20 protein-coding genes are annotated in these 22,162 nt (G+C 71.9%); 12 read left to right on the top strand and 8 right to left on the bottom strand.

All coding sequences use genetic code 11. The features are described from left to right. Positions 1-62 precede the first annotated feature (62 nt). Genes ACP7BI_RS12510 through ACP7BI_RS12495 form a run of 4 tightly spaced genes read right to left on the bottom strand, consistent with a single transcriptional unit; the run spans position 63 to position 4,289 of the window. On the bottom strand, positions 63-1,508 hold the full coding sequence (locus ACP7BI_RS12510) for a xylulokinase (RefSeq protein ID WP_425846811.1): 1,446 nt from the start codon (positions 1,506-1,508) through the stop codon (positions 63-65). Between the two features lie 2 nt (positions 1,509-1,510). Further along, the gene (locus tag ACP7BI_RS12505; RefSeq protein WP_425846808.1) at positions 1,511-2,356 is read right to left on the bottom strand and encodes a class I fructose-bisphosphate aldolase; all 846 of its coding nucleotides are present in this window, start codon (positions 2,354-2,356) and stop codon (positions 1,511-1,513) included. After that, the gene (locus ACP7BI_RS12500) at positions 2,353-3,453 is read right to left on the bottom strand and encodes an alcohol dehydrogenase catalytic domain-containing protein (RefSeq protein ID WP_425846805.1); all 1,101 of its coding nucleotides are present in this window, start codon (positions 3,451-3,453) and stop codon (positions 2,353-2,355) included. The genes ACP7BI_RS12505 and ACP7BI_RS12500 overlap by 4 nt, the downstream gene beginning before the upstream one ends. After that, positions 3,450-4,289, bottom strand: a complete 840-nt coding sequence (locus tag ACP7BI_RS12495; RefSeq protein ID WP_425846803.1) for a DeoR/GlpR family DNA-binding transcription regulator — start codon at positions 4,287-4,289, stop codon at positions 3,450-3,452. The genes ACP7BI_RS12500 and ACP7BI_RS12495 overlap by 4 nt, the downstream gene beginning before the upstream one ends. A gap of 209 nt (positions 4,290-4,498) precedes the next feature. Between ACP7BI_RS12495 and ACP7BI_RS12490 the strand changes: the two genes are divergently transcribed. The 5 genes from ACP7BI_RS12490 to ACP7BI_RS12470 all read left to right on the top strand — a co-directional run bounded on the left by ACP7BI_RS12490 (position 4,499) and on the right by ACP7BI_RS12470 (position 7,552). Continuing rightward, positions 4,499-5,227: an AzlC family ABC transporter permease gene (locus ACP7BI_RS12490; RefSeq protein ID WP_425846801.1), complete on the top strand. Its 729-nt coding sequence runs from the start codon at positions 4,499-4,501 to the stop codon at positions 5,225-5,227. Continuing rightward, positions 5,224-5,538: an AzlD domain-containing protein gene (locus tag ACP7BI_RS12485; RefSeq protein WP_425846798.1), complete on the top strand. Its 315-nt coding sequence runs from the start codon at positions 5,224-5,226 to the stop codon at positions 5,536-5,538. Before ACP7BI_RS12490 ends, ACP7BI_RS12485 begins: the two co-directional genes overlap by 4 nt. A gap of 142 nt (positions 5,539-5,680) precedes the next feature. Continuing rightward, positions 5,681-6,136 (top strand): FHA domain-containing protein, encoded by a 456-nt coding sequence (locus tag ACP7BI_RS12480; RefSeq protein WP_425846796.1) that lies wholly within the window; start codon positions 5,681-5,683, stop codon positions 6,134-6,136. After that, the gene (locus ACP7BI_RS12475; RefSeq protein ID WP_425846794.1) at positions 6,133-6,816 is read left to right on the top strand and encodes a MerR family transcriptional regulator; all 684 of its coding nucleotides are present in this window, start codon (positions 6,133-6,135) and stop codon (positions 6,814-6,816) included. Before ACP7BI_RS12480 ends, ACP7BI_RS12475 begins: the two co-directional genes overlap by 4 nt. Positions 6,817-6,982: 166 nt before the next feature. Further along, positions 6,983-7,552, top strand: coding sequence for a MerR family transcriptional regulator (locus ACP7BI_RS12470; RefSeq protein WP_211449555.1), 570 nt, complete (start codon positions 6,983-6,985; stop codon positions 7,550-7,552). Positions 7,553-8,302: 750 nt separating this feature from the next. Here ACP7BI_RS12470 and ACP7BI_RS12465 read toward each other — a convergent pair. Next, positions 8,303-9,223, bottom strand: coding sequence for a ParA family protein (locus ACP7BI_RS12465; RefSeq protein WP_425846792.1), 921 nt, complete (start codon positions 9,221-9,223; stop codon positions 8,303-8,305). 64 nt (positions 9,224-9,287) lie between these two features. On the opposite strand from ACP7BI_RS12465, the gene ACP7BI_RS12460 reads away from it, so the two are divergent. Both ACP7BI_RS12460 and ACP7BI_RS12455 read left to right on the top strand, forming a co-directional pair. Continuing rightward, positions 9,288-12,692, top strand: coding sequence for a pyruvate carboxylase (locus tag ACP7BI_RS12460; protein WP_425846790.1), 3,405 nt, complete (start codon positions 9,288-9,290; stop codon positions 12,690-12,692). Beyond that, positions 12,689-13,180, top strand: a complete 492-nt coding sequence (locus ACP7BI_RS12455; protein WP_425846788.1) for a peptide deformylase — start codon at positions 12,689-12,691, stop codon at positions 13,178-13,180. Before ACP7BI_RS12460 ends, ACP7BI_RS12455 begins: the two co-directional genes overlap by 4 nt. Before the next feature lie 41 nt (positions 13,181-13,221). Here ACP7BI_RS12455 and ACP7BI_RS12450 read toward each other — a convergent pair whose 3' ends face one another. After that, the gene (locus tag ACP7BI_RS12450; protein WP_425846825.1) at positions 13,222-15,027 is read right to left on the bottom strand and encodes an AMP-dependent synthetase/ligase; all 1,806 of its coding nucleotides are present in this window, start codon (positions 15,025-15,027) and stop codon (positions 13,222-13,224) included. A 150-nt stretch (positions 15,028-15,177) separates the two neighbouring features. Between ACP7BI_RS12450 and ACP7BI_RS12445 the strand changes: the two genes are divergently transcribed. Both ACP7BI_RS12445 and ACP7BI_RS12440 read left to right on the top strand, forming a co-directional pair. Beyond that, positions 15,178-15,906, top strand: a complete 729-nt coding sequence (locus ACP7BI_RS12445; protein ID WP_425846786.1) for a lysophospholipid acyltransferase family protein — start codon at positions 15,178-15,180, stop codon at positions 15,904-15,906. Positions 15,907-15,950: 44 nt separating this feature from the next. Further along, positions 15,951-17,351 carry a class II 3-deoxy-7-phosphoheptulonate synthase gene (locus tag ACP7BI_RS12440; protein WP_425846785.1) on the top strand — a complete coding sequence of 467 codons (1,401 nt, stop codon included), beginning with the start codon at positions 15,951-15,953 and terminating at the stop codon, positions 17,349-17,351. Between the two features lie 19 nt (positions 17,352-17,370). On the opposite strand, the gene pknB is transcribed toward ACP7BI_RS12440, so the two are convergent. Then, positions 17,371-19,287, bottom strand: a complete 1,917-nt coding sequence (gene pknB, locus ACP7BI_RS12435) for a Stk1 family PASTA domain-containing Ser/Thr kinase (RefSeq protein ID WP_425846782.1) — start codon at positions 19,285-19,287, stop codon at positions 17,371-17,373. 73 nt (positions 19,288-19,360) lie between these two features. On the opposite strand from pknB, the gene ACP7BI_RS12430 reads away from it, so the two are divergent. Continuing rightward, complete coding sequence (locus tag ACP7BI_RS12430; protein ID WP_026374152.1) at positions 19,361-19,693, top strand: Rv2175c family DNA-binding protein; 333 nt, start codon at positions 19,361-19,363, stop codon at positions 19,691-19,693. Between the two features lie 3 nt (positions 19,694-19,696). Here ACP7BI_RS12430 and ACP7BI_RS12425 read toward each other — a convergent pair whose 3' ends face one another. Further along, entirely contained in the window at positions 19,697-20,818 is a 1,122-nt protein-coding gene (locus ACP7BI_RS12425; RefSeq protein WP_425846779.1) for a polyprenyl synthetase family protein, read from the bottom strand. Positions 20,819-20,881: 63 nt separating this feature from the next. Here ACP7BI_RS12425 and ACP7BI_RS12420 point away from each other — a divergent pair, with 63 nt between their 5' ends. Together ACP7BI_RS12420 and mraZ are read left to right on the top strand one after the other, a co-directional pair. After that, on the top strand, positions 20,882-21,256 hold the full coding sequence (locus tag ACP7BI_RS12420) for a DUF3040 domain-containing protein (RefSeq protein WP_425846777.1): 375 nt from the start codon (positions 20,882-20,884) through the stop codon (positions 21,254-21,256). 388 nt (positions 21,257-21,644) lie between these two features. Continuing rightward, positions 21,645-22,076: a division/cell wall cluster transcriptional repressor MraZ gene (gene mraZ, locus ACP7BI_RS12415; RefSeq protein WP_211449537.1), complete on the top strand. Its 432-nt coding sequence runs from the start codon at positions 21,645-21,647 to the stop codon at positions 22,074-22,076. The last annotated feature ends 86 nt before the right edge of the window (positions 22,077-22,162 follow it).

The raw sequence follows: 22,162 nt of genomic DNA, 5'->3' as shown, positions 1-22,162 counted from the left end.
TGGTTGGTCGCGCCGATCGGCCGGTCAGGCTCTTCGGCGCGCGGCGCGTCCCGTCAGTGGCGTCACAGGCCGACGCGCGACGCGCGATGCGCACGCCACGCCTGCCACCGCGCCTCCACGAGCGCCGCTCGGTCGCTGCGGGGCGATACGACCCGCTCGGCGGACGCCGGGGGGATCTGGATGCCCTCGGCCGCCGCGGCATGCCGAGCGGCACCGAGCGCGGACAGGTGCGACTCGTGCACCAAGCGCAGCTCCCGTCCGAACGCGTCCGCAGCGAGCTGGACGAACTCGGTGCCGCTGGAGAGATCGGCGGAGACCCGGATCGGGCTCGAATCGTGTCCTTCGACGTGACCCAGCACCATCCGGTCGGCGAAGAGGACCCCCTCGACCACGGCCCAGGCGGCCGCCTGAGGGTCGACCGTCGCTCCCTCGGGAACGCCGACGAGACCCGCGGCGGGCTCCGACATCCACAGGGGACCGCGCTCTGGGATGACATGGGGCAGCGAGTACGGCGCGGTGGCCGTCTCGGCCGGATCGAGTCTGGCGGCGGCGGTGATCGCGTCGGCGACCGACCCATCTCGCGCGCCGACGGCATCCCTCAGGCCGACGGCCAGTGCGAGCCCGCCGTTGGTCGCGCCGTGCGCGAGCCAAGTGCCCTTCTCGAGGTGCGCGCGCTGCAGCAGGCGACGGTTCCGGCCATCCGGTTGCGTCCGGAAGCGCGTGACAACGTGCGTCGTGCCGAGGGTCAGGAGTGTCCCCGCCTCGGCGTCGAGGCCGACCGCGACGGCTGCGCTCGGGGTATCTCCGCCCGCCACCGACACCCGGATCCCGGCGGGCAGGCCGAGGAGCTCGGCAACCTCGGGGAGAAGTGAGCCGAGCGGCGACCCCGCGGGGCGCACGGGCGGGAGCAACTCCCTCGGGACGCCGAGCGCCGACGTCGCGGCCGTGAGCCAGTCCTCGCCGTCGACCACATCGAAGCAGCCGTAGTACGAAGCCTGGCTCGGGTCTATCGCGACCTTTCCGGTCATCCGGTGACCGAGCACCGTTCCCACGGAGCCCAGCCAGCGCAGGGCCTCCTGGCGGTCGCCGTGCTCGCGCTCGAAGAGCCGCGAGGCGACGACGATCGCTGTGGCCGGCGTGAACGGGTTGCCGAGGCGGGCGTGCACCTCTGGACCCATCGCGGTCGCGGCGGCGGACACGAGCCCGGGCAGACCCGGGGCGTCGAACCGGTAGCCGTCGCACAGCGCCTCGCCGTCCTCGTCCATCGGGACGAGGACGGGCGAGTGGACAGAGATCCCGATGGCGACGGCGCGGCTGCGAGTCGCACCGAGCTGACCGACGGCCGCCTTCGCGCTGGCCCACCAGCATCGGGGGTCTACGCGCCCCGCTGAGATGGAGGACTCGTGGACAGCCCGTCCGCGCGCGACGACGTGTCCGCCGGCATCCACCAGCAGAGCCTTGGTGGCGGTGGTGCCCACGTCCACGCCGACGTAGAGCTCCCCGCTCATCGTCAGGCCGTCACGACGTCGAGGTGGGTGCGCGCTGCCTCGGTAGCGGAGACACCGTCGTGCACGATCGCACGAAGCGCCTTCACCATCGCGGTCGGGTTGTCGGCCCCCCAGACGTTGCGGCCGATGGTCAGGCCGGCAGCGCCGGCGTCCACGACGGATTGCGCGAACTGCAGCACCTCGAGGTCGGTGTCGAGCTTCTTGCCGCCTGCCACCATGACGAGCCCGGGGGTGCCGTCGACGACGTTCCGGAAGCTCTCGGTCGAGCCCGTGTACCAGGTCTTGATGATGTCGACGCCGCACTCGGCAGCCGCGCGGGCAGCGTAGAGGACGGACTCCTCGGATCCCTTGCGGTCGCCCCACAGCTCACCGCTCGGGTAGGCGTGGCAGACCGTTGGCATGCCGAGCTCGGCCGCACGCTCGGTGACGCGAGAGAGCATCTCGAGCATCTGCGCCTGCACCGACGAACCCGCGCTGATGCCGACGGCGACGGCGTCCGCGCCGAGGCGCACGGCCTCGTCGACCGACGCCACGGTGGCGTCGTAGGTGAGGTGGAAGTCCACCGAGAAGGTGCTGGCCTTCAGGATCCACGGGCGCGGGCGTCCGCTGCCGCCGAACAGGCTGGCGGCGATGCCCTTCGAGACGGTCACCGCGTCCGGCCCACCGGCGTCGATCTGCGACCAGGTGTCCTGGATCGCCGCGAGCCGGGGAGCGACGCCGCGCGGCACCGCCTGGTCGAGCGCGACGACGACGGCCTTGCCGTTGTCGCCGAACAGCCGGCGGAGGCGGATCGAGCGGCCGAGGCCGCTTCCGGCCCCGAGCTGGGGCATGTAGGCGTTCGTGGTCATGCGTTCTCTCCTTCAGTGGCGCCCGAGTCGGGCCTGATCGTCGCGTCGATGCTGATGCGCAGGTCGATGCCCTGCTTGGCGCGCTCGAGACCCTGCTCGAGCTCGTCGATGGGGAGGTGCGCGGTGACGAGCCCCTCGCCTGGGATGACTCCAGTGCGGATGAGCTCGGCAACCTTCACGAAATCGGTCAGCTTGCAGGAGGAGCTGCCGACGATGACTGTCTCGTTGTAGTGCACGGAGTTCGCGGGGATGGTGACGGAGTCGGTGCCGGTGGGGAACCCGGCGAAGACGTTCACGCGACCGCCGGGGGCGAGCATCTGCAGGTACGGCTCCATGGCGTCGGCGCGGCCAACCGCGACCACCATCGTGTCGAAGCCGTCACCGTCGGTGAGCTCCCTCGCCAGTTCTGCGGTGACCCGGGACGGGTCGAGCGCCGCGGTCGCTCCCGAGTCGAGCGCGATCTCCCGGCGGTGGGCGGCAGGGTCGACCGCGACGACGATCTCGACACCGAGCGCCCGCGCCAGCCGGATGTGCAGCTGCCCCAGGGGACCGGCACCGACGACGAGCATCGACCGTGCGGACTCCGCGTCGATGAGCCGCTGACCGTTGTAGGCGCACGCAAGGGGCTCGATCACGGCCGCGACGTCAGCGGGCGTGTCGCCCACGCTGACGAGGTTGCCGGCCTGGACGGCCACCGCCGGCACTCGCACGTACTCTGCGAACCCACCGTCGATCTGATAGCCGAACGCCTGACGGTTGCGGCAGATGTTGCCGAGGCCGCGGACGCAGCTCGCGCAGTGGCCGCACTGGACGAGCGGATACACCGCGACGCGCTCGCCGATCCGGAGTCCGTCGGGCAGCGCGCCCTCGCTCGCGACGATCTCGCCGGCGAACTCGTGGCCGAGCACGGAGGGGTAGGAGACGTTCTTCGTCTTCGTGCCATCGACGATGCGCAGGTCCGTGCCGCAGATGAGCGCAGATTCGACGCGCAGCAGCACGTCTCCGGGCTCCAGCTCCGGCACCGGCACGGTCTCGATCCGGAGGTCGCGCGGTGCGTTCAGCACCGCGCGCTTCATCGTTGTGGTTGAGGCGGTCACGCGACTCCTTGGCTGTTCGGTCGGCTGGATCGTGCGGAGTCGGACAAGGCGTCGGCTCCGGCGGTCAGGACATCCCACGCCTCCGATTCGAGGAATGGGGCGAGGACGTCGTCGGCCGCGCCGCTGTCGGTGAGCAGCTCCACGCCGGCGGGCGGCATGAACCAGTGCGTCGCCCAGTTCGTGGCGAGCTTCGAGGAGTCCGCGACGATGATCGGCCGCCGGGCTTGGCGGATCATCAGCGCCTTCATCGCGTTCTGCTCCGGCGTGCGCGAGGACACCCCGCGTCGCAGGTCGACGCAGTCGGAGCCGACGAATGCGATGTCGGCGTAGACGGAGCTGACGACGCTCACCGCGAACGGGCCGAGGAGGGTCTGGTTCACCTTGCGCAGGGTTCCGCCGGCACAGATGATCGTGGCGTCGGTGTCCGAGCTCGCGAGCACGCCGAGCACGTTGACACCGGTCGTCACGATGGTGAGGCCGGGGATTCCCGCCAGCTCTGCGGCGAGCCGGCTCGTCGTCGTGCCAGCGTCGAGCAGCACGGTCATGCCCGGTTGCACGAGGCGCGCCGCCGCGACGGCGATCTCCGCCTTCGCCAGCGCGTTCGTGTCCTGGCGTTCGGGGATGGATCGCTCGGGTCGCTGCGAATTGATCATCGCTCCGCCGTGGGTGCGGATGATCTGCCCGCTCTGTTCGAGCGAGTCGAGATCACGCCGCATGGTGACCACGGACACGCCGAGCTCCGCGCTCAGATCGTCGGTGCCGACCGGCCCTTCCCGCGTCGAGAGCAGGTCGATGACCTGCCGTCGTCGAGACGCGGGCGACCGCAGCGCGCTCATGCGTTCTCTCGATTGATCATATCGATCATCCTAAGTGATCGAAACGATCGATACAAGCGATCCGTGGATGCCGAGCGAGAGATAGATCTGTACGAGCTGACCTACGGGAGGAGCATCTGCTGACGAGATCTCCGCATCGCTGGCGCGCCGGCCTCCTTCGACCCACGGCACGGAGCACGTCGGCTAGCCGTCGCGCTTAGGCTGGATCGGTGCAGACGGATGCGGTGCGGCGCGCCTGGCGGGAGGGCCTCAGCGTCGTCGTGGCGACGAGCGCGTACGGGCTCTCGTTCGGCGCTCTCTCGATCGCCTCGGGGCTCGACCTGTGGCAGACGATGGTGCTGAGCCTGGTGATGTTCTCCGGCGGCTCGCAGTTCGCGTTCATCGGCGTGGTGGCCGCGGGTGGCGGCATCGCGGGCGTCGCGAGCGCGGCGATGCTCGGGCTGCGGAACGCGCTCTACGGCATGAGCATGCGCCGGGTCGTGCAGCCGCGCGGGGCGCTGCTGCCGGTGGCCGCGCACGTCACGATCGACGAGTCGACCGCCGTCGCGCTCGCGCAGGACGAGCCGCGCGCGCAGCGCACGGGCTTCTGGGTCACGGGCGTCGGCATCTGGCTCGGCTGGAACTTCGCGACCCTCGCGGGCGCGCTGCTCGGCGACCTGCTCGGCGACCCGCGGCAGTGGGGCCTCGACGCGGCGGCGGCCGCCGCCTTCGTCGGGCTCCTGTGGCCGAGGCTCAAGGCGCGGCAGGCGGTCGCGGTCGCGGCGGCGAGCGCCGCGCTCGCCGCTGCCCTGCTGCCGGTGCTGCCGGCCGGGATGCCCGTCATCGTCGCCGCGGTCGTGGGCGTCGTCGTCGGCCTGACCAACTGGCTCGGCCCGCGGCACGAGTCGGCGCTGCCCGACCCGGGGGCGCGGGGGAGCGGGAAGGGGCAGCACTCGTGACGCTCTGGCACCTCCTGCTGCTCGCGAGCATCGCGGTGCTCGCGATCAAGCTGCTCGGCTACGCGGTGCCGCCGGCCGTCTTCGACAGCCCGCGGCCGCGGCGCACGCTCGAGCTGCTCACCGTCTCGCTGCTCGCTGGGCTCGTCGCGGTGCAGGCGCTGGGCGGCGAGGGCGGCATCGTGCTCGACGCGCGCATCCCCGCCGTGCTCGTCGCGGCGGGCCTGTTCGCGGTGCGAGCGCCGTTCATCGTCGCGGTCGCCGCGGCGGCCGTCACCGCCGCGCTGCTACGGGCGTTCGCGGGCTTCGCCTGACCGGCGCGCCGGGGCTGCCGGATTCGCTAGGGTGGCCTCTCAAGGCTGCAGACGTTCAACGTCTGGTTCAGCCTCCGGATCGCTATGCTGAACGGCACTTGAGACCCTGGCCAGCGATGGCCCATCCGCGTGGAGGAAGCGCATGACCGAGCACGACGGCCGCCAGCCCGGCCGCGACGGAGAGAGCACCCAGTCGTGGGGTGACGACTACCGCGCGCAGCTCGCCGCCATGCTCTCCGGCACCACGCCGGAGGACCGCGAGGCGGTCGCCTCGCTGCCCTCCGGGTCGGCGATCCTCGTCGTCCGCCGCGGGCCCAACGTCGGCGCACGCTTCCTGCTCGACCAGGACTCGACGATCGCGGGCCGGCACCCCGACGCCGACATCTTCCTCGACGACGTCACCGTCTCGCGCCGGCACGCGGAGTTCGCCCGCTCCGGCACGAGCTTCGAGCTGCGCGACCTCGGCTCGCTCAACGGCACGTACCACAACGGCGAGCGCGTCGACCAGGCGGTGCTGCACGACGGCGCGGAGGTGCAGGTCGGCAAGTTCCGCCTGACCTTCTACCGCTCCCGCCTCGACCTCGAACCCCGGCAGTGAGCGCGCCGGCGGCGAGGAAGGCTGCCGCCCTCCTCTCGATCGGCCAGGTGCTCGCGAAGCTCGGTCCCGAGTTCCCCGACCTCTCGCCGTCGAAGCTTCGGTTCCTCGAGGACCAGGGGCTCATCTCGCCGCAGCGCACTCCGTCGGGCTACCGCAAGTTCGACGCGACTGACGTCGAGCGGCTCCGCTACATCCTCACGCTGCAGCGCGACCACTACCTGCCGCTCAAGGTCATCCTCAGCCACCTCGACGACATCGACGCGGGCCGCTCGCCGCAGATCCCGGGCGCGAACGTGCGCCTCGAGGCGCCGTCGATCCTCGGCAGCGAGCGCCGGCTCTCGCGCACCGAGCTGCAGGCGGAGGCAGGCGCCTCGAAGCAGCTGCTCGCCGACGCGATCTCGGCGCAGCTGCTGCCGGGCGCCGAGCCGTTCGGCGACGCCGCCGTGCAGGCGCTGCGCGCGCTCGTCGAGCTGCAGCGGTACGGCATCGAGCCGCGGCACCTCCGGGGCATGCGGCAGTCGGCGCAGCGCGAGGCCGCGCTCATCGAATCGGCGCTCAAGCCCATGCGCGGGCGCCGCGAGACGGGCAGCCAGGCGAAGGCGGCCGAGACCGCTCGCGACCTCGCGGGCCAGATCCAGGCCGTCCGCGACCTGCTCACGCGCGACGCGCTCGGCGCGTGAGCGCCCGCGCGTCCCGGCCGCGCGTCGGCGGCAGGGCGTAGACTCGACCCGACACGCCGCGCCGGTCGCAGGTTCCGCCGGGTCGGGGCGACGGGTCGATACGGTGGGCGACAACACTCAACCTCGACTTGAAGGTTGGGGCTCAGCTCTTCGGAAGGGAACGGCGATGCGCGACGGCACCCGGGATGCAGATCAGGGCGGCACCCCCCGCATCGACTCGGGCCTGCTCTTCACCGACGGCCTCCCGCAGGAGCACGACGCGGTGGGCTACAAGGGCTCCATCGCCGCCGACGCCGCCGGCATCACCTACCGCCAGCTCGACTACTGGGCGCGCACCGGGCTCGTCGAGCCGACGATCCGCCCCGCCCACGGCTCCGGCAGCCAGCGGCTCTACTCCTTCCGCGACATCCTCGTGCTCAAGCTCGTCAAGCGGCTGCTCGACACCGGCATCTCGCTGCAGCAGATCCGCGTCGCGATGCAGCAACTGCACGACGCGGGCGTGCGCGACCTGACGCAGACGACCCTCATCTCCGACGGCGCGAGCGTCTACCTCTGCACCTCGAACGACGAGGTCATCGACCTGCTGAGCAACGGCCAGGGCGTGTTCGGCATCGCCGTCGGCCGCGTGCTCCGCGAGGTCGAGTCGCAGCTCATCGAGCTCGAGGGCACGCCGGTCGACGAGCGCCCCGTCGACGAGCTCGCCGCGCGCCGCGCGCGCCGCAGCCGCACCGCCTGACCCGCCCCCCGCATCCGCGCCGCCCGCTGCCGCCACCCCCGCAGCCGACTGGCGCCTCCCGCAGTTGACTGGCGCCTCCCGCATCTGAGTGGCGCTTCCCGCATCTGAGTGGCGCTTCCCGCATCTGAGTGGCGCTTCCCGCATCTGAGTGGCGCCTCCCGCAGGCGAGTGGGGGCGAGCCGCAGACGGGTGGCACCTCCCGCCTCCGAGCGACGCCTCTCCGAGCGGTCAGTTCCGCCCGCGAGCGGTCAGTTCCGCCCGCGAGCGGTCAGTTCCGCCCGCGAGCGGTCAGCTCCGCCCGCGAGCGGTCAGTTCCGCCCGCGAGCGGTCAGCTCCGCCCGCGAGCGGTCAGCTCCGCCCGCGAGCGGTCAGCTCCGCCCGCGAGCGGTCAACTCCGCCCGCGAGCGGTCAGCTCCGCCCGCGAGCGGTCAGCTCCGCCCGCGAACGGTCAACTCCTCTGGGGATGACAGCTCGAGGCCCGAAGCGACCGCTCACGCGCGGAAGTGACCGTTCACGCGCGGAAGTGACCGTTCACGCGCGGAAGTGACCGCTCGCGCGCGGAAGCGACCGCTCACGCGCGGAAGCGACCGCTCACTCGCGGAAGTGACCGCTCACTCGCGGAAGCGACCGTTCACGCGCGGAAGTGACCGTTCACGCGCGGAAGTGACCGCTCACGCGCGGAAGTGACCGCTCGGGGCGGGCGGGATGCGAGAGCGCCCGCACCGGAGGGGTGCGGGCGCTCTCGGGCTGCTACTGCTTGTCGGGAGCGGAGGAGGAGTTGGCCTCCGCCTCGGCTGCCGCTGCCTCCTCGAGCTGGGCAGCGGCCGTCGCGTCGACGGCAGCCGTCGGCGCCGGCACCTTGCGGCCCGAGGCCGCCTCGTCGCCCGCGCGGCCCGAGGCGGTCAGCACGAGCTGCAGCAGCTCGTCGAACTGCAGCGCCATCTCCTGCGCGCCCTCACCGGGCCACACGTGCAGCGGCCGGGCGGCGCCCTGCGCCTGCTGCATCGAGGTGCGCTCGGGCAGCACCGTGTCGAGCACGAGCGGGCCGAACATGTCCTTGAGCTCCTGGATGCGGTACTGGTGCTCGAGGGACTGCGGGCGCGCGCGGTTCACGACGATGCCGAGCGGCTGGAGGCGCGGGCTGAGGCCGCGGCGGATCTCCTCGATCGCGCGCAGCGCGCGGTCGGCGGCGGCCACCGAGAACAGGCCGGGCTCCGTCACGACGAGCACGCGGTCGGACGCGGCCCACGCGGTGCGCGTGAGGGCGTTGAGCGACGGCGCGCAGTCGACGAGCACGAGGTCGTAGTCGTTCTCGACCGTCGTGAGCGCCGTCTCGAGCTTCCAGATGTCCTTGATCGTCGGGTGCGGCCCGTCGAAGTTGATCGCCGAGGGCGAGCCGATCAGCACGTCGATCGTGCCGCCGTGGCCCTGCGTCCAGCCCGAGGGCGAGATGGCCTGCTGGACGACCTTGTCCTTCGGGTTCGCGAGCACGTCGGCGACGTTGAGCCGGCCTTCGATCTCGATGTCCATGCCGGTCGAGGCGTCCGACTGCGGGTCGAGATCGACGACGAGCGTGCGGAGGCCCTTGGCGAAGGCGGCGGAGGCGAGGCCGAGCGTCACCGTGGTCTTGCCGACACCGCCTTTGAGCGAGCTGATCGAGAGTACGTGCACGGCGCCCAAGCCTAGCCCCACTACATTGAGAAGCCCGCGTCGCCGCACCCTGGAGGGTTCCTCTATGTTCTCGAAGCTCCTCGTCGCCAACCGTGGTGAGATCGCCATCCGGGCCTTCCGCGCGGCCAACGAGCTCGGCATCCGCACCGTCGCCGTCTACGCGCACGAGGACCGCAACTCCCTCCACTGCCAGAAGGCGGATGAGGCGTACCAGATCGGCGAGCCCGGCCGCCCCGTGCGCGCCTACCTCACGGTGAGCGAGATCATCCGGGTCGCGAAGGACGCGGGCGCCGACGCCATCTACCCCGGCTACGGCTTCCTGAGCGAGAACCCCGAGCTCGCGACCGCGGCCGCCGAGGCCGGCATCACCTTCGTGGGCCCGGGCCCGTCGGTGCTCGCGATGGCCGGCAACAAGGTGACGGCCAAGGAGCACGCGATCGCCGCGGGCGTGCCCGTGCTGCGCTCGACGCCCGCGACGACCGACATCGAGGCGCTCGTCGCCGGCGCCGACGAGATCGGCTTCCCCGTCTTCGCGAAGGCGGTCGCGGGCGGCGGCGGTCGGGGGATGCGTCTGGTCCAGCGTCGTGAGGACCTCCGGGATGCGCTCGAGGGCGCGATGCGCGAGGCCGACAGTGCGTTCGGCGACCCGACGATGTTCATCGAGCAGGCGGTCGTGCGCCCCCGCCACATCGAGGTGCAGATCCTCGCGGACGCGACCGGCGAGACCGTGCACCTGTTCGAGCGCGACTGCTCGGTGCAGCGCCGCCATCAGAAGGTCGTCGAGCTCGCCCCGGCCCCGAACCTCTCGCAAGAGCAGCGCGACGCGCTCTACCGCGACGCCGTCGCCTTCGCGCGGTCGATCGGCTACGTCAACGCGGGCACCGTCGAGTTCCTGCTCGACACCGCGGGGGAGCGCGCTGGCCAGCACGTCTTCATCGAGATGAACCCGCGCATCCAGGTCGAGCACACCGTGACCGAGGAGATCACCGACGTCGACCTCGTCGCGAGCCAGATCCGCATCGCCGCGGGCGAGTCGCTCGAGCAGCTGGGCCTCACGCAGGACCGCATCGAGATGCACGGCGCCGCGCTGCAGTGCCGCGTCACGACCGAGAACCCGGCCGACGGCTTCCGCCCCGACACGGGCCGCATCACGGCCTACCGCTCGCCCGGCGGCGCGGGCGTGCGGCTCGACGGCGGCACGATCAACCCGGGCACCGAGGTGAGCCCGCACTTCGACTCGATGCTCGCGAAGGTCACGTGCCGCGGTCGCGACCTCGACACCGCCATCCGCCGTGCCCACCGCGCGGTGAGCGAGTTCCGCATCCGCGGCGTCGCCTCGAACATCCCGTTCCTGCTCAACCTGCTCGACGACGAGGAGTTCCGGGCGGGGGATGTCTCGACCCACTTCATCGACGAGCACCCCGAGCTCACGCGCATCAACCCGCCGAAGGACCGCGCGTCGAAGGTGCTCGCGTGGCTCGCTGACGTCACCGTCAACCAGCCGAACGGCGCGGCCGACGGCGTCATCAACCCGGCGATCAAGCTGCCCGGCTGCGACCTCGAGACCGAGGCGCCCGCTGGCGAGCGCCAGAAGCTGCAGCAGCTCGGCCCCGAGGGCTGGGCGCAGGCGCTCCGCGACCGCACCTCGCTCGCGGTCACCGAGACGACCTTCCGCGACGCGCACCAGTCGCTGCTCGCGACGCGCGTGCGCACCGCCGACCTCGTGGCGATCGCGCCGCACGTCGCGCGCATGACGCCGGAGCTGCTCTCGATGGAGGCGTGGGGCGGCGCGACCTACGATGTCGCGCTGCGCTTCCTCGGCGAGGACCCGTGGGAGCGGCTCGCGCGGCTGCGCGAGGCGATGCCGAACATCCCGCTGCAGATGCTGCTGCGCGGCCGCAACACCGTCGGCTACACGCCCTACCCGACGGAGGTGACGAGCGCGTTCGTCGACGAGGCTGCCGCGACCGGCATCGACGTCTTCCGCATCTTCGACGCGCTCAACGACGTCGACCAGATGCGCCCCGCGATCGATGCGGTGCGCGCGACCGGCACCGCGGTCGCGGAGGTGGCGCTCTGCTACTCCGGTGACCTGCTGAACCCCGACGAGGACCTCTACACGCTCGACTACTACCTGCGGCTCGCCGAGCGCATCGTCGACGCCGGCGCGCACGTGCTCGCGATCAAGGACATGGCGGGGCTCCTCCGCGCCGGCGCGGCGTCGAAGCTCGTCGCGGCGCTGCGCGAGCGCTTCGCGCTGCCGGTGCACCTCCACACGCACGACACCGCGGGCGGCCAGCTCGCCACGCTGCTCGCCGCCTCGGCCGTCGGCGTCGACGCCGTCGACGTCGCGAGCGCCCCGATGGCGGGCACGACGAGCCAGCCCTCGCTCTCGGCCCTCGTCGCCGCGGTCGCGCACACCGAGCGCGACACGGGCCTCTCGCTCCAGGCCGTGAGCGACCTCGAGCCCTACTGGGAGGCTGTGCGCCGCCTCTACAAGCCGTTCGAGTCGGGCCTGCCCGGCCCCACCGGCCGCGTCTACCACCACGAGATCCCCGGCGGGCAGCTCTCGAACCTGCGCCAGCAGGCGATCGCGCTCGGCCTCGCCGACGACTTCGAGCGCATCGAGGACTGGTACGCCGAGGCGAGCCGCATCCTCGGCCGCCCCACGAAGGTGACGCCCTCGTCGAAGGTCGTCGGCGACCTCGCGCTCCAGCTCGTCGCGCAAGGCGTCGACCCGGAGGAGTTCGAGCGCGACCCGCGCAAGTTCGACATCCCCGACTCCGTCATCGGCTTCCTGGCCGGCGAGCTCGGCGACCTGCCGGGCGGCTGGCCCGAGCCCTTCCGCTCGAAGGTGCTCGAGGGCCGCGACGTCGACATCTCGGTGAAGCCGCTCGCCCCCGAGCAGGCCGCGCGCCTCGCCGAGCCGGGCGCCGACCGCCGCGACGCGCTCAACGAGCTGCTCTTCGCCGGACCGACGAAGGCCTTCAAGGAGACGCGCGAGCAGTACGGCGACCTCTCGGTCGTCGACACGATCGACTTCCTCTACGGCATGCAGCACGGCGAGGAGCACCACGTCGGCATCGGCCGCGGCGTCACGCTCAACGTCTCGCTCGAGGCGGTCGGCGAGGCCGACGACGACGGCATGGTGACGGTCATGACGGTGCTCAACGGCCAGCTGCGCCCCGTCTACGTGCGCGACCGCTCGGTCAAGGTCGACAAGCCGCAGGCGGAGAAGGCGGATGCCTCCATGCCGGGCCAGGTCGCGGCTCCCTTCGCGGGGGCGGTCACCGTCAAGGTCGCCGCGGGCGATCAGCTCGCGGCCGGCGACCCCGTCGCGACGATCGAGGCGATGAAGATGGAGGCGGCGATCACGACCCCGATCGCCGGCACCGTCGAGCGGCTCGCGCTCTCGGGCACGACGCCCGTCGAGGCGGGCGACCTCATCGCGGTGGTGCGGCCCGCGTGAGCGTCCGAGAGATCCGCGTCTTCGGCGATCCGGTGCTGCGCGAGCGCGCCGAGCCCGTCGACCCCGCCGACCCGGCGACGGCCGCACTGGTGCAGGACCTGCTCGACACCGTGCAGCTGCCCGGTCGCGCCGGCGTCGCCGCCAACCAGATCGGCGTCGCGAAGGCCGCGTTCGCCTACCTCGTCGACGGCGAGCTCGGCTACGTGCTCAACCCGCGCATCGACGAGGTGCGCGGCGAGCCGGAGCTCGTCGACGAGGGCTGCCTCTCGGTGCCTGACCTCGGCTTCCCGACCCCGCGGCACCCCTTCTGCCGCGTGATCGGCGTCGACCTCGACGGGCGCGAGGTCGTGCTCGAGGGGGAGGGCCTCATGGCGCAGATGCTGCAGCACGAGATGGGGCACCTCGACGGGCGGCTCTACCTCCAGTCGCTCGACAAGGAGACGCGCGCGGTCGCGATGCACGCCGTGCGACAGGCCGACTGGTTCTGAGACACGAAGGGGGCCCCGCGGGGCCCCCTTCGTGCTGCGGCTCACTCGCCGACGTCGTGCGCCTTCGAGTCGGCGGCGTAGATGTCGTCGATCTGCGCCTCGAAGTCCTGCAGGATGTTGTGGCGCTTGATCGACATCTTGGGCGTCAGGTGACCGTTCGCCTCGATGAACTCGACCGGCACGATCGCGAACTTGCGCACCGACTCCGCGCGCGAGACGAGCCGGTTCGCGCGCTGGATCGCGGAGCGCACCTCCTCGATGACCGCGGGGTGCTGCGCCGCCTGCTCGAGCGAGAGCGACTTGTCGTGGCCGTTGTTCTCGAGCCACGTGGGGAGCATCTCGCCGTCGAGCGTGATGAGGGCGGCGATGAAGGGCCGCTGGTCACCGACGACGACCGGCTGGCCGATGATCGTGTTCGAGCGGATGGGGTCCTCGAGCGTGTTGGGCGCGACGTTCTTGCCCGCAGCCGTGACGAGGATCTCCTTCTTGCGACCCGTGATCGTCAGGTAGCCCTCGCTGTCGAGCGACCCGATGTCGCCCGTGTGGAACCAGCCGTCCTCGGTGAACGCATCCTTCGTGGCCTGCTCGTTCTTCCAGTAGCCCGCGAACACGGCGACGCCCTTGCCGAGCACCTCGCCGTCCTCGGCGATGCGCACGCCGTTGCCGGGCAGCGCCGGACCGACGGTGCCGATCTTGAAGCGGTCGGGCACGTTGACCGTGAGCGGCGCGGTCGTCTCGGTCAGGCCGTAGCCCTCGAGGATGCGGATGCCGAGCGAGCGGTAGAAGTGCGCGAGGTAGGTCGACAGCGGCGCCGAGCCGGACACGGCGTACTTCACCTGCCCGCCCATCGCGACCTTGAGCTTGTTGAGCACGAGGCGCTCGAGCACCTTGAAGCGCAGCTTGAGGCCGAGCGGCACGTGGCCCTCGTCGAGCGCCTTGGAGTGGGCGACGGCGGCCTGCGCGGCCGCGCGGAAGATCTTGCCCTTGCCGCCAGCCTCGGCCTTCTGCTCGCTCGCGTTGTAGACCTTCTCGAACACGCGCGGCACGGCGAGGAAGAAGGTCGGCTTGAAGCTGCCGAGCGACGCGAGGAGCTTCTTCGTGTCGGCCTGGTGGCCGACGCGGACGCTCGCCGAGATCGCGAGCACCGAGATGAAGCGTGCGAAGACGTGCGCCTGCGTGACGAACAGCAGGGTCGACGAGCCCGGCCCGACGACGTCGGACATCACGGCGGCAGCGTTGCGGCACAGCTCGACGAAGTTCGAGTGCGTGAGCATCGTGCCCTTGGGGCGACCGGTCGAGCCCGACGTGTAGATGAGGGTCGCGAGGTCGCTGCCGACCGCGAGCGAGCGACGGCGCTCGATCTCGTCGTCGGCGACGTCCTTGCCCTGCTCGACGAGCCGGTCGAGGTCGCCGCGGTCGATGCGCCAGACGTCGGCGACGGCGGGGAGGTCGCCGTGCGCCTCGTCGAAGCGCGAGACGAGGTCGGCGTCCTCCAGGATGACGCGCGTCGCGCCGCTGTCGGAGAGGATCCACTGGATCTGCGAGGGCGCCGAGGTCTCGTAGACCGGCACCATGCGCGCACCGGCGTACCAGAGCGCGAAGTCGACGAGCGAGAACTCGTAGCGCACCTTGCACATGAAGCCGACGAAGTCTCCCGGCTGCACGCCCGCAGCGACGAAGCCCTTCGCGAGCGCGATCACCTGGCGGTGGAACTCCCGCGCGGTGACCTCGCGCCAGCCCTCGCCCTCGGGGATGGCGAAGAGGGAGCCGTCGGGGGTGCGGCGGACGGTCTCCTCGAGGAGATCGGTGACGTTGGCGTCTGGGTCGGCTGGGACGACCGGGGGCATGACGCCGTCAGGGACGGTGATCTGAGGCACTGGGACTCCTTCGGCTCTCGTGCATTCCCCTCATCATATTGCCGCGGTGCAGCGACGGGACGCGGCGCGCATGTCCCTGTGGCCGCGCGGCCTGCCCTAGGCTCGCGTCCTGGAGGTGCGATGTTCTACTGGCTGATGCGGCACTGGGTCGTCGGCCCGTTCATGACGCGGGTGTTCCGGCCCTGGGTCTCCGGACTCGAGAACGTGCCGGCGTCGGGTGGCGCCATCATCGCCGGCAACCACCTCTCGGTCATCGACTCGTTCCTCATGCCGCTCGTGCTCGACCGGCGCGTGTACTTCCTCGCGAAGTCGGACTACTTCAACGGCACGGGGCTCAAGGGTCGGCTCATCCGCTGGTTCTTCCTCGGCGTCGGGCAGCTGCCGATGGACCGCTCGGGCGGCGAGAAGAGCTCGCAGAGCCTCAGCGCCGCGCTGCAGAAGCTGCAGGACGGGCAGCTCATCGGCATCTACCCCGAGGGCACGCGCAGCCCCGACGGCAAGCTCTACCGCGGCCGCACCGGCGTCGCCCGCATGGTGCTCGACGCGCGCGTGCCGGTCATCCCGTGCGTCATGGTCGACACCGAGAAGATCATGCCGATCGGCCGGCGGCTGCCGCGCGTGGGCCGCATCGGCATCGTCTTCGGCGAGCCGCTCGACTTCTCGCGCTACTACAACCTCGAGGGCGACCGCTTCGTGCTGCGCTCGATCACCGACGAGATCATGGTGACCCTCAACCGCATCTCCGACCAGGAGTACGTCGACATGTACGCCTCGAGCGTCAAGTCGCGCATCGACGCCGAGCGGCGGGCGCCCGTCGCGACGCCGGTGACCGACCCCGCGCCTCGGTAGACTCGACAGGTGGCGCACTCGGCGCCCACGTGAGGCAGAGGCACATGACTGACACGATCGCGATCCCGCATTCCGACGAGCGCCGCTCCATCGAGCAGGGCCTCGACGCGTATCGGGCGCTGCCGATCAAGCAGCAGCCGCAATGGCCCGACGAGGCCGAGCTCGAGCGCGTGCGCCGCGAGCTGCGCGCCGCGCCGCCGCTCGTGTTCGCGGGCGAGGTCGACATGCTCCGGGATCGGCTCGCTGCCGCGGCCGAGGGTCGCGCGTTCCTCCTGCAGGGCGGCGACTGCGCCGAGACCTTCGCAGGCGCGACCGCCGACAACATCCGCAACCGCGTCAAGACGATCCTGCAGATGGCGGTCGTGCTCACCTACGGCGCTGCGATGCCGGTGATCAAGATGGGCCGCATGGCGGGGCAGTTCGCCAAGCCGCGCTCGAACGACCACGAGACGCGCGGCGACGAGACGCTGCCGGCGTATCGCGGCGACATCGTCAACGGCTACGACTTCACGCTCGGCTCCCGCACGGCCGACCCCGAGCGCATCCTGCGCGGCTACCACATGGCCGCGTCGACGCTCAACCTCGTGCGCGCCTTCACGCAGGGTGGCTTCGCCGACCTGCGGCAGGTGCACTCCTGGAACAAGGGCTTCGCCGAGAACCCGCTCTTCGCGCGCTACGAGGCGCTCGCCGCCGAGATCGACCGCGCCGTGCGCTTCATGGAGGCCGCGGGCGCGAACTTCGATGAGCTCAAGGGCGTCGAGTTCTTCACCGGCCACGAGGGCCTGCTCATGGACTACGAGCGGCCGCTCACGCGCATCGACTCGCGCACGGGCCTCGCCTACAACACGTCGAGCCACTTCCAGTGGATCGGGGAGCGCACGCGCGAGATCGATGGCGCGCACGTCGACTTCTTCTCGCGCGTCCGCAACCCCATCGGCGTGAAGCTCGGGCCAACCACGACGCCCGCCGACATGGAGGCGCTCGTCGACAAGCTCGACCCGCACCGCGAGCCTGGCCGCCTGACGTTCATCACGCGCATGGGAGCCGGCCGCATCCGCGACGCGCTGCCGCCGCTGCTCGAGGCCTCGAAGTCGCTCGAGTCGACGCCGCTGTGGGTCACCGACCCGATGCACGGCAACGGCATCACGACGCAGAACGGCTACAAGTCACGGCGCTTCGACGACGTCGTCGACGAGGTGCGCGGCTTCTTCGCGGCGCACCGCGCGGTCGGCACGTTCCCGGGCGGCATCCACGTCGAGCTCACGGGCGACGACGTCACCGAGTGCCTCGGCGGCTCGGAGGACATCGACGAGCTGGGCCTCGAGTCGCGCTACGAGTCGCTGTGCGACCCGCGCCTCAACCACATGCAGTCGCTCGAGCTCGCGTTCCTCGTCGCCGAGGAGCTGCGCGACGCGGGTCGCCTGCGGGAGCGCGCCGCGAGCTGACCGAGCCAGACGGCGCCGCTCAGTAGGTGGCGTCGATGACGATCGTCGAGCCCTCGACGACCGGCCCGGGCGCGCCCGGGTCCTGCGAGAGGATCGCGGCGAGCGCCTGCAGCGGCGACGGCACGTTCGTGCGGAGGTCGGGCACGAGGCCCGCATCGCGGATGGCCTGCACGGCCTCGGGGATGGGGTCGCCCACGACGTCGGGGACCTCGATCATGCGGGGTCCGAGCGAGACGACGCCGCCGATCGTCGCGCCGCGGCGCACGGGCCCGTCACTCGGGATCGCGACGGAGATGAGCTGCCCCGTCGGCACGTCGAGCGAGTGCTCCTCGGAGAAGTCGGCGCGGAGCCCCGCTCGCTCGAGCGCCGCGGACGCCTCGGCCGCGCTCTGGCCGGCCGCCGCGGGGATCGGGCCGAGCGAGACGCGCAGCGCGATGGGGGAGAGCTCCTCGAGCGACTCGAGCTCCGCGAGATCGGTGCCATCAGGCGCGAACGCGGCGAGCACGGTGTCGGCCGGCGCCTGGTCGAACACGAGGTCGGGATCGCCCTCGGCGATGGTGAACTCCGCCGCCTCGATCGCGGTGCGCGCCTCCTCGAGCGGCATGCCCGCGAGCGCGGGCACCGCGAGGCTCCGCCGGCCTGAGGAGACGATGAGCCGCACGCTCTCGCCGTTCGCGAGCTCGGTGCCCGCATCCGGATCGGTGCGGAGCGCGAGGCCAGCCTGCATGTCGTAGTCGGGCTCGGCGACGGTCTCGGACACCTCGATGCCGTGCTCGGCGAGCAGGGCGATCGCGGCGTCCGCGGCCTCGCCCGAGACCTCCGGCACCGTCGATCGGCCGCCCGGCCCGAGGTTGAACCACCAGCCGACGCCGGCAGCGACCAACGCGCCGATGACGACGACCGCGAGCCACAGCATCCCGCGCCTGCGCCGCACGGTCGCGCGCCGCGCGAGCGCGCCCGCGGCGACCCCGTCGCCGGAGTCGTGCACGACCTCCGGCGCGGCGGCGATGCGGCGCTGCGGCTTGGGCCGCTCGATGACGGTCGTCGAGCGGTCGTCCTGGGAGAGCGAGGGGAGGAGCGCCGTGCGCGCGTCGAGGCCCCGCTCGCGGATCGCGAGCACCTCGGCGAGCATCTCGCTCGCGTCGGCGGGCCGCAGGTTGGGGTCGCGCTGCGTCGCCCAGTGCACGAGCGAGTCGAGCTGCTCGGGCACGCCGGGCGCCTCGGTCGAAGGCAGCGGCACCTGCTCGTTCGCGTGCTGGAACGCGATCTGCATCGGTTCGTCGCCCGTGAACGGCTGCTTGCCGGTGAGCATCTCGAAGAGCATGATCCCCACCGCGTAGATGTCGCTGCGGGCATCGGCGACGCCGCGCGTGACGAGCTCGGGGGAGAGGTAGGCGATCGTGCCGAGCAGCGCCTTGCCGGTCGCGGTGTTGGCGGTCGCAGCGCGCGCGAGGCCGAAGTCGCCGATCTTGATGCGCCCGTCGTGGGCGAGCAGGATGTTCTCGGGCTTGAGGTCGCGGTGCACGATGCCGGCGCGGTGCGCGGCCGAGAGCCCCGCGAGGATCGCCTCGAGCACGTCGAGCGACTGCTCGGGCGTGATGCGGCCGCGCTCGGCGAGCAGGTCGCGCAGCGTGATCGAGGGCACGAGCTCCATCACGAGCCACGCGAGCTCGCCCTCCTCGCCCTGGTCGTAGGTGTTGACGACGTTCGGATGCGCGAGGCGGGCCGCCGCCTTCGCCTCCTGGATGAAGCGCTCCCGGAAGTCCTCGTCGTCGCTCAGGTGCGGGTGCATGACCTTCACGGCGACCTTCCGGTCGAGCCGCAGGTCGACGCCCTCGTACACGCTCGCCATGCCGCCGCGCGCGATGCGCTCGCCCACTTCGTAGCGACGGTCGATCATCCGTCCGATGACGGGATCGCGGGGGTCGACGGGCACGAAGCGAGGATAGGCGGCCGCGACGCGCTCGCCGTGACCCACGCCGCTGAGCGAGCGATGCCAAGATGGGGGCGTGACGCAAGACACCGCATGGCTCTCCGTGCCCGACCTCGTGACACTGCTCGGCCAGCCCGTGGGGCGCATCCATCGCCTCATCGAGGAGCATCGCCTGCCCGCGACGCGGCGCAACGGCCCGCTGCAGGTGCCGGCGCTGTGCGTGCAGGACGGCGAGCCGCTGCCTGAGCTGCGCGGCACGCTGCTCGTGCTGCTCGACCAGGGCTTCACCGAGGACGAGGCGATCGACTGGCTGCTCGCCGAGGACGACTCGCTCGGCGTGCCGCCCGTCGAGGCGATGCGGGGCGGCGCGAAGGCCGCGGTGCGCCGAGCGGCGCAGCTGCTCGGCTGAGGCTCAGCGGTCGCGCTTGGCGACCGTGTCGGCGAGCCGCTCGAGCTCGAGCATCGCCGCCCGTGAGAGCTCGCCCTCGTGGAGCGACTCGAGCGCCTCGCCGACCGCGCGGTCGATGAGCGACTCGAGGCGCGCGGGCGCCTCGGAGCGCGCGATCGCGTCCTGCAGGATCGCGACCTGCCGCTCGTCGAGCTCGCGGTCGCCGAGCAGCTCGTCGAGCATCGTGCGGATGCCGGGCGCGAGCCGCTGCCGAGCGATCTCGATGAGCACCGTGCGCTTGCCCTCGCGCAGGTCGTCGCCCGCCGGCTTGCCGGTGACCGCGGGGTCGCCGAACACGCCCAGCAGGTCGTCGCGCATCTGGAACGCGACGCCGAGCGGCAGCCCGTAGCCCGCGAGCGCATCGAGCTGCGCGTCATCGCCGCCTGCGAGCAGCGCGCCGAGCGCGAGGGGCGCCTCGACCGAGTACTTGGCCGACTTGAAGATCGCGACCGTGTGCGCGCGGTCGAGCAGCGCATCCGGATCCTGCCGGATCCACGCGGCCTCCTCGAGCACGTCGAGGTACTGGCCGAACGTGACCTCCTCGCGCATGCGCCGGTAGGCGTCGTGCACGCGCTCGCCGTGCGCCGAGCCGCGGCACGCCTCGACCATGCGGTCGTCGGCCCAGTTGAGCAGCAGGTCGCCGACGAGGATCGCGGCGCTCGTGCCCCACGAGGCGGCATCGCCCACCCACTCGCCCTCGCGGTGCATCGCCTCGAGCGCGCGGTGCATCGCGGGCCGTCCACGACGGGTGTCGGATGCGTCGATGATGTCGTCGTGGACGAGCGCGGCGGCGTGGAAGAGCTCCATCGCGGTCGCGACGCCGACGACGTCGTCCCACGCCGGGTCGCGCTCGGTGCCGGCCGCGTGCGTCGCGCCGGGGCGCGCCGCCGTGACGGCGTGCCAGCCCCACAGCACGAAGGCGCTCCGCACCCGCTTGCCGCCCGAGACCATCTCGCGCACGTGGCGCACGAGCACCTCCGCATCGGGGGAGATCGTGGCGAGGGCGCGCTCGCGCGCGTCGAGGTACTGGTGGATCGAGCCCTCGACTGCTCGGGCGAATCGCTGCTGTGCGGACACAACCCACATGCTATTGACAGGAGTGATGCGTAGACTGGCGCTCCGCACCGGTCGGACGAAGGGGGGTGCGAGATGGGCCTCTCCGAGCACGAGCAGCGATTGCTCGACGAGATGGAGCGCAATCTCTACAAGCACGAGGCGGACATCGTCGCGACGACGAGCGGGCCTCGCACGGTCGACTACACGAAGGTGGCCGTCGGCGTCCTCGGCGTCGTCGCCGGCCTCGTCCTCATCGTCGTCGGCGTGCTCATGAAGCTCGCCTTCATCGGCGTCGCCGGCTTCGGCGTCGCGGTGCTCGGCGCGCTGTGGGCGCTCTCGGCATCGCGCCCCGCGACGGGCGACGAGGTGCCGCGCTCCGGCGCGATGGGCGAGGGGCCCGCCGCGACGAAGCAGTCGACGAGCCTGATGGACCGCCTCGCCGAGGAGTGGGACGACCGCAACCGCTGAGCCCGCAGCGCTCACCTTCACGGTGAGCGCGGAGGGCTCAGGGTCGAGTGGCGCGCGGCATCGCCGCGCGCGTATCGAGACCTGCTGACCCCGGCGCAGCCCGATCCAGCTCCGGACACGCACCCCTCCACGTTCCTCCCCCAGGGACCGACTCACCCGAGTCGGTCCCTTTTTCGCGCCCGCAAGTCACTCCGACGCCCCGTCGTACGGCGCATCCGACCCGATTCAGCGTCGAACCCCTCCACCGCCTTCTGCCGCAGAATCCTGCGCAACACGCGGGCGAATGCAGAGCATTCCTAGGCTGCAGTGGCGGTCTGTGGAGTAGAGTGGAGGAAGTCGGGGCGACCCGGCGCACCAGCTGCTCGCAGGCCGGACGAGAGGGGGCACCGTGTTCCTCGGCACGCACACGCCCAAGCTCGACGACAAGGGCCGCGTGATCCTCCCCGCCCGCTTCCGCCAGGAGCTCGAGGGCGGGCTCGTGCTCACGCGCGGCCAGGAGCGGTGCATCTACGTCTTCTCGATGCGCGAGTTCGAGCGCGTGCACGACCAGATCCGGCAGGCGCCGCTCACCTCGGCCGGTGCGCGCGACTTCCTGCGGCTCTTCCTCTCCGGCGCCTCGAGCGAGCAGCCCGACAGCCAGCACCGCGTGACGATCCCCGCGAACCTCCGCGACTACGCGGGCCTCGGCCGCGACCTCACCGTGATCGGCGCGGGCTCCCGCGCGGAGATCTGGGACACCGAGGCGTGGAACGCCTACTACGCGGCCAAGGAGGCCGACTTCGCTGCGACGACCGAGGAGGTGATCCCCGGCATCTTCTGACCCGACCCGTGACCCTCAGCCGGTCGCCGCGCCGCACCTTCCCCGGTGGCGCGTCGCACGGATGGGGATCAGGGGCCGGGTCGGAC

The organism is Agrococcus sp. TSP3-2-1 (assembly GCF_049897585.1).
In the GTDB taxonomy this organism is placed as follows: Bacteria; Actinomycetota; Actinomycetes; order Actinomycetales; family Microbacteriaceae; genus Agrococcus.
Note: the sequence above shows the minus strand (reverse complement) of the source record. Positions and strands in the feature narration are given on the sequence as shown.